Raw genomic sequence first — 13,313 nt, forward strand, 5'->3', positions numbered from 1 at the left:
CTTAATCGCGTCTCGTTGTCGGCAAACAAGCGCCAACGCCGTTTTACGCTACCGTTATTTACACTATCTCCTTTTTTTCTCCACGCTTTCCTCGGCTTTCCCGAGTACAGTGCAATAGCGCCGGGATCCCTCCCTGCCGCTGAAATGCATAATTCTGATGCGTTTTAAAGATAGAACAAGTCATAACGAGGTTCGCGCTGCATGGCCAATTTTTTTATTGATCGCCCGATTTTCGCCTGGGTGCTGGCAATAATTCTTTGCCTGACCGGAGCGTTGGCGATTTTTTCTTTACCGGTAGAACAATACCCGAATTTGGCGCCGCCGAACGTGCGCATCAGCGCAACTTATCCAGGCGCTTCGGCGCAAACGCTGGAAAACACCGTCACGCAGATCATTGAACAGAATATGACCGGCCTCGACAACATGATGTATATGTCGTCGCAGAGCACCAATACCGGCCAGGCAACCGTCACGCTGACGTTCGAAGCCGGCACCGACCCCAACGAAGCGATGCAGCAGGTACAAAACCAGCTGCAGGCGGCGATCAAACGTCTGCCGCAGGCGGTGCAGAATCAGGGGGTCACGGTCTCGAAATCCGGCGATACCACGCTGATGATGGTGGCGTTCGTCTCCACCGACAACAGCATGGACAAGCAGGACATCGCCGATTACATCGTCTCCAACCTGCAGGATCCGCTCAGCCGCATCAACGGCGTCGGCAGCATGGACGTCTACGGCTCGCAGTACGCCATGCGCATCTGGCTCGATCCTAACAAACTCAACAGCTATCAGCTCACGACCCAGGACGTGGTCAAAGCCATTCAGTCGCAGAACGCCCAGGTGGCGGTCGGCCAGTTGGGTGGCACGCCGTCGGTCGATAAACAGGCGCTGAACGCCACCATCAACGCCCAGTCGCAGCTCCAGACGCCGGAGCAGTTCCGCCAGATCACCCTGCGGGTCAATCAGGACGGTTCGCTGGTGACGCTGGGCAACGTCGCCACCGTTGAGTTGGGCGGCGAGAACTACAACTACCTCAGCCGCTACAACGGCATGCAGGCCGCCGGCATGAACATCAAGCTGGCTTCCGGCGCCAACGAACTGCAGACCGACCAGTTGGTGAAGGACAAAATCGCCGAGCTGTCGCAATACTTCCCGCACGGGCTGGAAGCCAAAGTGGCCTATGAAACCACCCCGTTCGTCAAAGCCTCGATCAAGGACGTGGTGAAAACGCTGCTGGAGGCCATCCTGCTGGTGTTCCTGGTCATGTACCTGTTCCTGCAGAACTTCCGCGCTACCCTGATCCCCACCATCGCCGTGCCGGTGGTGCTGATGGGCACTTTCGCCATCCTCTCCGCCTGCGGCTTCAGCATCAACACCCTCACCATGTTCGCCATGGTGCTGGCGATCGGCCTGCTGGTGGACGACGCTATCGTGGTAGTGGAGAACGTCGAGCGCGTGATGAGCGAGGAAGGCTTGCCGCCGCGAGAGGCCACGCGCAAATCCATGGGGCAGATCCAGAGCGCGCTGGTCGGCATCGCTCTTGTGCTGTCGGCGGTGTTCGTGCCGATGGCGTTCTTCGGCGGCACCACCGGCGCCATCTATCGCCAGTTCTCCATCACCATCGTCTCCGCCATGGTGCTGTCGGTGCTGGTGGCGATGATCCTGACCCCGGCCCTGTGCGCGACGCTGCTTAAACCGATCGCCAAGGGGCATCATCACGGCAAGCGCGGCTTCTTCGGCTGGTTCAACCGCATGTTCAACCGCAATGCCGATCGCTATGAGCGCGGCGTGGGGCGCATCCTGCACGCCAGCGGCCGCTATATGGTGATTTATCTGCTGCTGCTCGGCGGCATGGCGCTGCTGTTCATCAAGCTGCCGACCTCGTTCCTGCCGCAGGAAGACCGCGGCATCTTCACCGTACAGGTGCAGCTGCCGGCGGGATCGACCCTGCAGCAAACGTCCAAAGTGGTGGAGAAGGTCGAGCAGTACTTCCTCACCGAAGAGAAACAGGACGTGTTGTCGGTGTTCGCCATCATCGGCTCCGGGCCGGGGGGCAACGGCCAAAACGTGGCGCGCCTGTTTGTCCGGCTGAAAGACTGGGACCTGCGCGCCTCGGGCGCCAACAGCTCATTCGACATCATCGATCGCGCGACTCAGGCATTCAGCAAGATTAACGAAGCCCGGGTGATCGCCAGCAGTCCGCCGGCGATCACCGGCCTCGGCAACTCCTCCGGCTTCGATATGGAGTTGGAAGACCACGCCGGCCTCGGCCACGCCAAGCTGATGGCGGCGCGCGATCAATTGCTGCAGCTCGCCGGGCAAAATCCGCTGCTGTCGCGCGTGCGCCACAACGGCCTGGACGACAGCCCGCAGTTGCAAATCGATATCGATCAACGCAAGGCTCAGGCGCTGGGCGTGTCGATCGACGACATCAACAGCACGCTCTCTACCGCCTGGGGCTCGACCTACGTCAATGACTTCGTCGATCGCGGCCGGGTGAAAAAAGTCTACGTGCAGGCTGCGGCGCCGTTCCGCATGCTGCCGGATGACATCAACAAATGGTATGTGCGCAACAGCACGGGCGGCATGGTGCCGTTCTCGGCCTTCGCCAGCTCGCACTGGGAGTATGGTTCGCCACGGCTGGAACGCTATAACGGCAGCTCGGCGCTGGAGATCGTCGGCGAAGCGGCCAACGGCGTCAGCACCGGCACCGCCATGGCGGAAATGGAGAAACTGGTCAGCCAGCTGCCGAACGGCTTCGGTCTGGAATGGACGGCGATGTCCTATCAGGAACGGCTGTCCGGCTCGCAGGCGCCGGCGCTGTACGCCATCTCGCTGCTGGTGGTGTTCCTGTGTCTGGCGGCGTTGTACGAGAGCTGGTCAATTCCGTTCTCGGTGATGTTGGTGGTGCCGCTGGGGGTGATCGGCGCGGTCGCCGCCACCTGGCTGCGCGGCCTGGAGAACGACGTTTATTTCCAGGTCGGCCTGCTGACCATCATTGGGCTGTCGGCGAAAAACGCCATTCTGATCGTCGAGTTCGCCAATGAGCTGAACCAGAAAGGGCAGGATCTGATGTCGGCGACGCTCGACGCGTCGCGCATGCGCCTGCGGCCGATCCTGATGACCTCGCTGGCGTTCATCTTCGGCGTGCTGCCGATGGCCACCAGCAGCGGCGCCGGTTCCGGCAGCCAGCATGCGGTCGGTACCGGGGTGATGGGCGGCATGATCTCCGCCACCCTGCTGGCGATCTTCTTCGTGCCGCTGTTCTTCGTGCTGGTTCGCCGCCGCTTCCCCGGTAAAGCGCATCCTGCCGCCACACCGCCCGCCGAAGAGTGATCGGCGGCGCATAAAAAAAGCAGCGTCGGATGACCGATGCTGCTTTTTCGAACGAATATCTCGTTCCCACGGTGTTTCAGTAATTTTCCAATGACTCAACCTTGCCATCGGCTTCATCGCTGTGTCAGTTGCCCAACATCTCATCAATGAAGTCTTTCCAGTTTCCTAATTCACGATCAACCATAATACTTTACAACCTCAATTATTTGACGAAGCGGATTCTACGCCTGTTTTTTGACCATGTGAAGGGAAACGGGAACGATGCCGGGCCCGGAAACCGGGGTTAGCGCACATTTTCGTATTTATCTGATCAATGTTCAGTACGGCTATTCCCTTGTGATATCAATTTCTCCACGATAGCGTGTAAAAGGTATAACAATACGCCAATGGAGCGCCGATCATGTCCACCTCTTTGTCTGTCTCACAGTTGAAAGCGCAAGGTCATTATCAGGAAGCCACTGCGCTGGCGTTGCGGCAACTGGCGGCAGAGCCGGAAGCGGCGATGCTGCATTTTCAGCTGGCCTGCCTGTACGACGTTCAGGGTTTGGAGCGACAGGCGATTCCCTGCTACCTCGCGGCGTTGGGTCGCGATTTGCCGCCCGCCCAGCGCCGTGAAGCCTGGCTGGGCCTCGGCAGCACTTACCGCGCCCTGGGGAAATACCCGGCTTCGCTGCGCGCTTTCGACGATGGCCTGGCTGAATTCCCGCAGGCCAACGAGCTGAGGCTGTTTCGTGCCATGACGCTGTACAACCTGGATGAAGGTAAACGGGCCGTGGCCGATCTGTTGTTGTTGCTGGCGGAAACCTCGTCAGACCCCGACATCCGCGGCTATCAGCGCGCCATTCGGCACTATGCCGCCGATCTCAATCATATTGATTAGAGGACAACGATGGAAATCATCACCGATATGAACCGCCGCGCCATCGACTGGCGGCGGCTGTGTGAATTGCTGCAGGCCGCCGGGCTGGGCGAACGCGATCCGCATACGCTGCAACGCGTTTATCAACACAGCCAGTTTTGCTATTGGGGGTTTATCGGCGATGAGCTGATCGCCACCGCGCATGCCATCAGCGATTTGACTTCGGTCGCTTACCTGGCCGACGTGGCGATCGATCCGCGCTTTCAGGGGCAGGGATTGGGGCGCCGGTTGATGGACCGGGTAATGCAAGATCTGGCGCCGCTCGGCAAGGTTTTCATCTATTCGGTGCCGGAAAAACTGGCTTTCTATGAAAAGTACGGTTTTCACGATTTGACCACCGGCATGGTGTTCGCAGAGGGGGATGCTCTGCGGCGTTTGCAACTGGGGGGCTACGTGCGTTAATCGCGCATTACAACGTTCGGCTGATAAAAATAGGGCGGCAGATGCCCCGCAGAATTGCTGCCGCTGTCAGGATCTTTCACCACGGCCGACGATTGTCGTAGCCGATATATTCATCGTTAACGCGATCCAATCCGTCCGCAAGACAAGACGCTATTTCCGACGTGATCTTATCGGAAATTTCGATCCGGCATTCTTTCATGCCGTTCCCCCGTATAAATCCTCCCCACTTGCACAACGCACGCAGCTTAAAACATCGCATTTTTTTGATTAAAATTTATCTTTGCCATTAATTTGGCGCGCGTCATGAGATTGTCCCAGCACACTCTTTGAACTGCGTTAAAAATAAGCGACACCCCTCGCTAAAAAGCAAGAAATATCTTAATTATTAATTCATTAACATTCCCTCCCTCACAAAAACGATCGATATTAACGATCGAATATTTTATTTTGATAGCCACTTTCTATGTTAATTCCTTTTAATAACCGGAGTATTAATAGAGGGTTTCTATTCTATCCCTCTTTCTTCACTGGGCAGCTCGATTAAAAACCAAATTTACTCTTTATAAATCATGCTAGTATATGAGGCTTTCCTGATTGTCCACCGCAGGATAGCGTTCTTTCCCTGCGGCGCCCAATAAGTTCAATGTGAAATTATTTAGATTGTTTCTTTTTTTATGTTTTAAGATATCAATCCTCACCGGGAAATAGAAATTAAGGGATTATAATAAAATGAAAATTGATATTTTCAGCGCGTGTGCCTATACCGCTATCGGCATCCGGCAGCTCATCAATCAAACCTGGGCGGAGAAACGCGCGCCGGCCGGTTTTAGCCGCAAAAGGGTCTGCTTTATCGATGTCACCATCGCCAATTTTGAAGCGCGCTACCGCGATGAATATGCCAACCCCAATACCTACAAAATAGTCATTATCACCGACTGCCTGCATGACATGGTGATTGTCGACAGCAAGACCATTATATTATCAAACCTTATATCATTGAGCCGCTTCAGCCACCTGATCGGCGACTTATATAAGCGCTACAGCCACTATACCGAGCCGCCGCAACTCTCTCAGCGCGAATCGCATTTTCTCTCGGAATGGTCGACGGGAAAATCGCTGGCCGACATCAGCAATGCCATGAATATCAGAAATAAAACCGCCAATCATTACAAGTCGCGAATAATGAAAAAACTCGGCGCCAGCCGGATAAAACCGCTCTTGCATATTACCCGCGTACGGTGTTTGACCGATCGTTTAAACATAAGGATCAATAAAGAGTAGCTCTCTCTCCGCCAGCTCTGCATTGGCGGCAGAACGCTTTCGCCGGCGCCTTTTCACCAGCACGGTCGGCGAAGGCAGCCGTTCAACCACGTTGCCGACCTCTTATCCCTGGCGCGCAATCGCACCTCGCACGCATCGTTGTCTGGATCTCGTCGCCGCTTTACTGGCATTATCTCTGCTATCGCCGGGCGGCTAGCGGGCCAAAGATCGCCCACGCCGCTCAGTATCGACTCGACGAGACAGGTAGCTTTACGCCATGGCAAACAAACCGCAACAGACAACGCTGACGATGTACGGCATCAAAAACTGCGACACCATCAAAAAAGCCCGCCGCTGGCTGGAAGATCAGGGCGTGGCCTATCATTTTCACGACTATCGCGCCGACGGCCTGGACGAACAACGGCTGCGCGGTTTCGTCGCGCAACTGGGGTGGGAGCCGCTGCTCAATACCTGCGGCACCACCTGGCGCAAGCTGGATGAAGCGCAGCGCAACGCCTGCGATAACGCCGACGCCGCCATCGCGCTGATGCTGGCGCAGCCGGCGATCATCAAACGCCCGTTGCTGGACGCCGGCAACGGGCGCGCCCTGCTCGGTTTCAACGCCGACGCTTACCAGCAATTTGTCGCCGAGGTCGCCGTATGACTTGCCCGGTTATCGAACTGGCTCAGCAACTGATCAAACGCCCTTCCCTCAGCCCAAATGATGAAGGCTGCCAGCAGCTGATGATCGATCGCCTGCAGGCGATCGGTTTCACCGTCGAAGCAATGGACTTCGAAGACACCCAAAACTTCTGGGCCTGGCGCGGCGAAGGGCAAACCCTGGCGTTTGCCGGGCACACCGACGTGGTGCCGACCGGCGATGAAAAGCGCTGGGACAACCCGCCGTTTGAACCGGCGATCCGCGACGGCATGCTGTACGGCCGCGGCGCGGCGGATATGAAAGGGTCATTGGCCGCGATGGTGGTGGCGGCGGAACGCTTTGTCGCCGCCAACCCGAATCACCGGGGCCGCCTTGCTTTTCTGATCACTTCGGATGAAGAGGCCAGCGCCACTCACGGCACGGTTAAAGTGGTTGAAGCGCTGATGGCGCGCAACGAACGGCTGGATTACTGCCTGGTCGGCGAGCCGTCCAGCACCGAGCGCGTCGGCGACGTGGTGAAAAATGGCCGTCGCGGCTCGATCACCGCCAACCTGCATATCCACGGCGTACAAGGGCACGTCGCCTATCCGCATCTGGCGGACAATCCGGTGCACCGCGCCATGCCGGCGCTGAATGAACTGGTGGCGATCGAATGGGATCGCGGCAACGAGTTCTTCCCGCCGACCAGCATGCAGATCGCCAACGTGCAGGCCGGCACCGGCAGCAATAACGTGATCCCAGGCGATTTCTACGTGCAGTTCAACTTCCGTTTCAGCACCGAACTGACCGACGCGATGATCAAGCAGCGTGTGGAAGAGCTGCTGGAACGCCATCAGCTGAATTACAGCATCGAGTGGCGTCTGTCCGGCCAGCCGTTCCTCACCTCGCGCGGCGCGTTGGTGGATGCGGTGGTCAACGCCGTCGAGCACTATTCTGAATTGACGCCGCAGCTGTTGACCACCGGCGGCACCTCCGACGGCCGCTTCATCGCGCAGATGGGTGCGCAGGTGGTGGAGCTGGGGCCGGTCAACGCCACCATCCACAAGGTCAACGAATGCGTCAACGCCGCGGATCTGCAGCTGCTGAGCCGCATGTATCAACGCATCATGGAGCAATTGATCGCATGATCAACGCAGAAATGCTCACCGGCCGCTCGACCGAGCACCTGGCGCCGCTGAGCGGCAACCATCGGCTGCAGCCGGATGCCGTCAACGCGTTCCTGGCGATGCAGCAGGCGGCGCGTGCGGCGGGATTCGATCTCCAGCCCGCCAGCACCTTCCGCGATTTTGACCGGCAGTTGGCCATCTGGAATGGCAAATTCTGCGGCCAGCGGCCAGTATTAGATAAGGACAGTCAACCGATCGACGTCGCGCCGCTGTCCGCCGCCGAGCGCTGTGAGGCGATCCTGCGCTGGTCGGCTCTGCCGGGCGCCAGCCGCCACCACTGGGGCAGCGATCTGGACGTGTACGATCCGTCGCTGTTGCCGGAAGGGCAAAAGCTGCAGCTGGAACCGTGGGAATATGAGGAAGGCGGCTACTTTGCGCCCCTTAACCAGTGGCTGACGGCGCATATGACCGAATTCGGTTTCTACCGCCCCTTCACCGAAGACTGCGGCGGCGTGGCGGTGGAGCCGTGGCATCTGAGCTACCGGCCGCTGGCGCAAGAAGCCGAACACTTGCTGACGCCGGCGCTGTTGCTGGCGGCCTGGCAAGACAAGGAGGTCGCCGGTGCCGAATGGCTCGAACGCCATCTGCCATCGATTTTTTCGCGTTTTATACGCAGTAAAGGAAAGGAGTAGCTATGCAATGGTTAGCTGATTACTGGTGGATTATCCTGCTGGTTCTGGTGGGGATGGTCGTCAGCGGCATCAAGGAACTGCGCCGCGTTGACGTCAAAAGCTATCTGGCCAACAAGCCGGAGATACCGCCGCACCGCGACAACAACGCCCAGTGGGATGACGAAGACGACTGGCCGAAGAAGAAGTGATATCAGGGCGCTCATCGGCGCCCTGAATTTTTAGCGGAAGGCGATCAGCTCGCCGCGCTTGCCGGACAAGGCTTCGTCCCAGTAGCGCTGCGGCACATAGTAATGCAACCTTTCCAGCGCGGCGTTCATCATGCCCTGGTTGATCGCATGCCCAACGTCCTGTTCCACGTCCAGCGTGAAATCGGCGCCGTTGGTCCGCAACGCCTCCGCCGCCGCGTGAGCGTGCTGCACCGCGATCACCGCGTCCTCTTCGCCGTGGATCAAATGCACCACGCTGTCGCCGAACGCCTGCTCAGGCAACTGGGCGAAACGCCCGCTGAACGCGACCACTCGCCCGGCGAGGCGGGTTTCCGCCTTCAACGCCTCCAGCGCCATGATCGCTCCCTGCGAGAACCCCACCAGGGCAGTGCCGGCATAGCCAACGCCGCTCAGCTGCTGCCAATGGCGCACCACGGCCACAAACTGCGGCATTACGTCTGCGATGCGGGCCACGCGGTTCTCTTCGGTCACGTCCTGCACCGAAAACCACTGGCGGCCGGCGCCGTTGCCAAACGCTGCGGGGCCACCGATGCTTACCACCTGCGCCTGGGGAAACTCTTTGGCGAAGTAACTGCCGATCTCCCCCATCGCCACCGGGTTGTCGCCGACACCGTGAAACAGCAAGATCAGCTGCGCCGCCGGGGTCGCCGGGCTTTGGACAACGAAATGCTCATGTTTCATCGATGACTCCTTAATAGTAACCAAACCTGACGCAGCGACTGTCGTCGCCGCACCGCTGACAGCCACTATACGCCGCTGAGAAATCGGGAAAATCGGGTTTTATTGAGCAAGTTCTTCAATTTATTGCAATGACTGCGCCCAGTCGCGCCAGTAGCGGCAGTGCTGCGCATTCAGCTGTTCCAGCGCCTGCGCCGTTTCGTGCCGCCAGTGGCGCAGCAAGGCTTTCTGGCCGCTGACGCCCGCCCGCTCTGCGCACTCCGCGGGAGAGTGCCGCCGCTGCAGATGGCCGCGCAGTGCGGGCAGCGGCAGACTGCTGGCCAACAGTAACCGCTGCAACGCCCCCAGGCTAGCCTCCAGCGGCCGATGGGCAAAAGCGAACCCGGCCAGCTCGCGCCAGTCCTCTTCGCCGAGCGACGTATCGCCGTCGTCGCCCGGGATCGCCAGCGTAAGCTCGATACGCTGCCGCAGCCAGGGCCAGTCGCGTGCCAGATGCTTGTGTGCCGCGTGCCGCAGCGCCTCTCCTTGCTCGCTCAGGGGCAAGATCGCCATCGCGGTATAGCAGCCGCTGCTGGCCTCCGGCTTGCTGCCGATGCGCACCAGCTCGAAACCGCAGGATTGCCAAAAGCGCCACAGCGGCTCGGTATAGCCGAAGCTGACCGACAGGAAGTCCAGCCCCTGCGCCTGACGGCGTTGCCGCTCGATCAACTGGCGCGCGATACCCCGCCGCCGCAATGCCGGCAGCGTCGCGATGCGGGTAATGCGCCGAGACCGCAGCGTCGGCGCCCACCATTGGCCGCCATGCGCCGCCAGCGACTGCGCCACCAGATTGCCGCGCGGCCGACGGCGGCCGGCCCACACGTCGTGCGCCAACTCGGCGCTCAATCCGCCCTCTTCCACCAGCCACACGGCACCGACCACCTCCAAACCGGCCTGCGCCAGCCCGAAATGCATGCCGGGCGCATCCATCAGCCGGCGTAAATCCAGCGGTGAGGTGCGGTAATGCGCGCTGCTCAGCAGGGCGTAGAAACGCGCCAGCCGCTGCGGATCGGCGCACAGCTCGCCTTGTTCCGCCTGGCTGTAATCGATCGCCTGGCCATCCGCCGGCCAGGCGGGCAGCTCATTGAACAACAGCGCATTGTCCGTTATCCGTTCCAGCGCATCCCCCTGCGCCCAACGCATCGGCTGCTGCAGGCTCAGCGCCTGATAGGCCGGCAGCCCGGCGCAAAACTTCAGCAGAAAACCGCGGCCGGTGCCTTCATAGCCCTGCACCGTGGTGGTCAGCAACACGCGCGGGAAATAGCCGATCAACTGCTGCAACAGCGGCGCGGGGATCGCCGCCGCCTCATCCACCAGCAGCCACCCCACGGCGCTGACGTCGCCTTCCCGGCACTGTGCCAACAAGGCATCGGGCGCCCAAAACTGCGCGCGCCCCTGCGCCCATTCTCCGGCCACCGCCGTGGCGGCGCGGCTCGGCCCGGTGATCCAGCAGATCAGCGGCGACTGCGCCACCAGCATGCCGGCCAGCGTCGATTTGCCGCGGCCGCGAGCGGCGGTCAGCACCCACACGCCGGACTCGGCCTGCAGCAGCGCCGTCAAGATCGCCTGTTGTTCCTCGGTCGGCCGGCCATCCGGCGGCTGCCACCCCTTCACGCGCCGGCAGCGCGGCCAGCGTCAGGGGCTCATCCTGCCGCCAGATCGTCACTTCGCTGTCGTCGGTCAGATGCTGCTGCAGATGGCGGATGAAATGCGAGGTGGTGATCGGCTGCGGGCAATCGCTCCAGCGCAGGCTGTCGCCGTCCGGCAGCTGAGCCCATTGCCGCCAGGGCGGCGTCAACAACAGCAGCCAGCTGCCGGCGCGCAGGGCGCCGCTCAGCGCCGCCAACGCCTCTACGTCCAGCGAATGACCGGCATCGAACACTGCATGCAGCCGCTCCTGCCCCAGCAATTGACGCACCGCGCCGCTCGCCAACGCCGCCTGACCGGGCGGCGGATTCTCCCCGACCCAAGGCCAGTCGCCGGGCAACGTCGCCGCCAGCCGCTGCGCCTGTTCGCGGCACCACTCGGGTTCGCCGCTGAGCACCAGCAGGCGCCGGATGCCCTGCCGCCGCATGAGTTGTTGCGCTGCCTGTAGCATAAGGCTGTATCTCAATTCGAAAAAAATGCCGGAGTCAGGCTCCGGCACTTGAGGTGTTAACGGGATGCGAAGGTGTTGCAGGTATTGGGATCGCCGCTGTCGAAGCCCTGTTTAAACCAGGTGTAGCGCTGCTGCGAAGTGCCGTGGGTAAAGCTGTCCGGCACGACGCGGCCCTGGCTCTGTTGCTGCAACCGATCGTCGCCAATCGCCTGTGCGGCATTCAGCGCCGCCTGCAGGTCGCCCTCTTCCAGCATCTGCTGCTTCTCGGCGTATTTGCCCCATACGCCGGCAAAGCAGTCCGCCTGCAGCTCCATTTTCACCGACAGGCGGTTCACTTCCGCCTGGCTGGCGCCCTGCTGCATCTGGCGTACCTTCGGCTCGATGCCCAGCAGGTTCTGCACATGGTGGCCGACTTCATGCGCCACCACATAGGCCTGAGCGAAATCACCGCCGGCGCCCAGCTTGGTCTTCATGTCCTGATAGAAAGACAGATCGATATACACCGTTCTGTCGCCCGGGCAGTAGAACGGCCCCATCGCCGCCTGACCGGTGCCGCAGCTGGTGCGCGTCACGCCGCGATACATCACCAGCTTCGGCGGTTGGTAGGTTTTGCCCATGCGCTGGAAAATCTCTTTCCAGTTATCTTCGGTCGAGGCCAGCACCACCGAAGTGAATTTGGCCAGCTCATCGTCTTTCGGACTGATGCTGGCGCTCTGTTGTTGACCCTGAGGAGCGACATTACCGCCGTTCAACAGCGGCGACAGATCGATGCCGTAATAGCCGGCCACCAGCACCACCACCAGAATGACGATGCCACCCTTGCCGCGCACCGGCACGCGGAAACCGCCGCCACCGCCGCCCAAACCTGAAGACTGCCCGCGACGATCCTCAACATTGTCACTTTCCCGACGCCCTTGCCAACGCATAAATACACTCCAGATATTTCCCCTGCTCGTTGAAGATGCCGCGCGTTGGTAAGCGCAAAGGCAGCTTCAAGCCTGAGTGGGATAGGTTTTAGTCATCTCGCATCCATCATTATAAATGGTCTGCCGCGGAGGAAATGTAGAAATTTTCTGGAAAAATGCAGAACAGCGGGACGATCCGGCCGGATCGCCCCGAATGGCGGTGCCAACGCTTAGTCGAGCTTCACGCCGATGCGGCGCGCCACTTCTTCGTAGGCTTCGATCAGCCCGCCCAGGCTTTGACGGAAGCGGTCTTTGTCCATCTTGTCCAGGGTGTTTTTGTCCCACAGACGGCTGCCGTCCGGCGAGAATTCATCGCCCAGCACCACTTCGCCGTTGAACAGGCCGAATTCCAGCTTGAAATCGACCAGGATCAGGCCGGCGTCGTCAAACAGCTTGGTCAATACTTCGTTGGCGCGATAGCTCAGCTCACGCATGCGCGCCAGATGCTCTTTGCTCACCCAGCCGAAGGTTTCGCAGTAGGATTCGTTGACCATCGGATCGTGCATGGCGTCGTTTTTCAGGAACAGATCGAACAGCGGCGGGTTCAGCACCAGACCTTCTTCGATGCCCAGACGCTTCACCAACGAACCGGCGGCGCGGTTGCGGATCACGCATTCCACCGGCACCATGTCCAGCTTCTTCACCAGCACTTCGTTGTCGGACAGCAGACGCTCCATCTGGGTCGGGATGCCGGCTTCTTCCAGTTTGCTCATGATGAAATGGTTGAACTTGTTGTTCACCATGCCTTTGCGATCGAACTGCTCAATGCGCTGACCATCCAGTGCTGACGTATCGTTGCGGAACTCCAACACCAACAGATCGGGATTCTCGGTGGTGTAAACGGTTTTTGCCTTTCCGCGATACAGCTCAGCTAGCTTTTGCATCTTACTTACTCCAGTGATGTATCCCCGTTGTCTCCCGAGCGCGGCC

General features: G+C 59.9%; 12 protein-coding genes and 1 pseudogene. 8 read left to right on the forward strand and 5 right to left on the reverse strand.

The annotated features are described in order from the left end of the window. Positions 1-201: 201 nt before the first annotated feature. Entirely contained in the window at positions 202-3,336 is a 3,135-nt protein-coding gene (acrD, locus tag ACORQT_RS18210; protein WP_042785168.1) for a multidrug efflux RND transporter permease AcrD, read from the forward strand. Positions 3,337-3,460: 124 nt separating this feature from the next. On the opposite strand, the gene ypfM is transcribed toward acrD, so the two are convergent. Then, a complete protein-coding gene (gene ypfM, locus ACORQT_RS18215) occupies positions 3,461-3,520 on the reverse strand; it encodes a protein YpfM (RefSeq protein WP_100396732.1) in 60 nt (19 codons plus the stop codon). Positions 3,521-3,736: 216 nt separating this feature from the next. Here ypfM and ACORQT_RS18220 point away from each other — a divergent pair, with 216 nt between their 5' ends. The 7 genes from ACORQT_RS18220 to ACORQT_RS18250 all read left to right on the forward strand — a co-directional run bounded on the left by ACORQT_RS18220 (position 3,737) and on the right by ACORQT_RS18250 (position 8,564). Next, the gene (locus ACORQT_RS18220; protein WP_033651520.1) at positions 3,737-4,216 is read left to right on the forward strand and encodes a tetratricopeptide repeat protein; all 480 of its coding nucleotides are present in this window, start codon (positions 3,737-3,739) and stop codon (positions 4,214-4,216) included. Positions 4,217-4,225: 9 nt separating this feature from the next. Continuing rightward, the gene (locus tag ACORQT_RS18225; RefSeq protein WP_042785169.1) at positions 4,226-4,657 is read left to right on the forward strand and encodes a GNAT family N-acetyltransferase; all 432 of its coding nucleotides are present in this window, start codon (positions 4,226-4,228) and stop codon (positions 4,655-4,657) included. Between the two features lie 729 nt (positions 4,658-5,386). After that, positions 5,387-5,938 (forward strand): LuxR C-terminal-related transcriptional regulator, encoded by a 552-nt coding sequence (locus ACORQT_RS18230; RefSeq protein ID WP_033651523.1) that lies wholly within the window; start codon positions 5,387-5,389, stop codon positions 5,936-5,938. A gap of 256 nt (positions 5,939-6,194) precedes the next feature. Continuing rightward, entirely contained in the window at positions 6,195-6,581 is a 387-nt protein-coding gene (locus ACORQT_RS18235) for an ArsC family reductase (protein ID WP_444859254.1), read from the forward strand. After that, positions 6,578-7,705 carry a succinyl-diaminopimelate desuccinylase gene (gene dapE / locus ACORQT_RS18240; protein ID WP_033651525.1) on the forward strand — a complete coding sequence of 376 codons (1,128 nt, stop codon included), beginning with the start codon at positions 6,578-6,580 and terminating at the stop codon, positions 7,703-7,705. Before ACORQT_RS18235 ends, dapE begins: the two co-directional genes overlap by 4 nt. Continuing rightward, positions 7,702-8,376, forward strand: a complete 675-nt coding sequence (locus ACORQT_RS18245) for a M15 family metallopeptidase (protein WP_164057257.1) — start codon at positions 7,702-7,704, stop codon at positions 8,374-8,376. The genes dapE and ACORQT_RS18245 overlap by 4 nt, the downstream gene beginning before the upstream one ends. Before the next feature lie 2 nt (positions 8,377-8,378). Continuing rightward, on the forward strand, positions 8,379-8,564 hold the full coding sequence (locus ACORQT_RS18250) for a YpfN family protein (protein ID WP_004941720.1): 186 nt from the start codon (positions 8,379-8,381) through the stop codon (positions 8,562-8,564). A 30-nt stretch (positions 8,565-8,594) separates the two neighbouring features. Here ACORQT_RS18250 and ypfH read toward each other — a convergent pair whose 3' ends face one another. The 4 genes and pseudogenes from ypfH to purC all read right to left on the reverse strand — a co-directional run bounded on the left by ypfH (position 8,595) and on the right by purC (position 13,267). Further along, positions 8,595-9,284: an esterase gene (ypfH, locus tag ACORQT_RS18255; protein ID WP_042785172.1), complete on the reverse strand. Its 690-nt coding sequence runs from the start codon at positions 9,282-9,284 to the stop codon at positions 8,595-8,597. A 120-nt stretch (positions 9,285-9,404) separates the two neighbouring features. Further along, positions 9,405-11,418 (reverse strand): annotated as a pseudogene (locus ACORQT_RS18260) (tRNA(Met) cytidine acetyltransferase TmcA). Between the two features lie 56 nt (positions 11,419-11,474). Further along, positions 11,475-12,344: a KPN_02809 family neutral zinc metallopeptidase gene (gene ypfJ / locus ACORQT_RS18265; RefSeq protein WP_033644002.1), complete on the reverse strand. Its 870-nt coding sequence runs from the start codon at positions 12,342-12,344 to the stop codon at positions 11,475-11,477. Between the two features lie 209 nt (positions 12,345-12,553). Next, positions 12,554-13,267: a phosphoribosylaminoimidazolesuccinocarboxamide synthase gene (gene purC, locus ACORQT_RS18270; RefSeq protein WP_033644003.1), complete on the reverse strand. Its 714-nt coding sequence runs from the start codon at positions 13,265-13,267 to the stop codon at positions 12,554-12,556. Between the last annotated feature and the right edge of the window lie 46 nt (positions 13,268-13,313).

Source organism: Serratia sp. (in: enterobacteria) (assembly GCF_052400455.1).
Lineage (GTDB): Bacteria > Pseudomonadota > Gammaproteobacteria > Enterobacterales > Enterobacteriaceae > Serratia > Serratia ureilytica.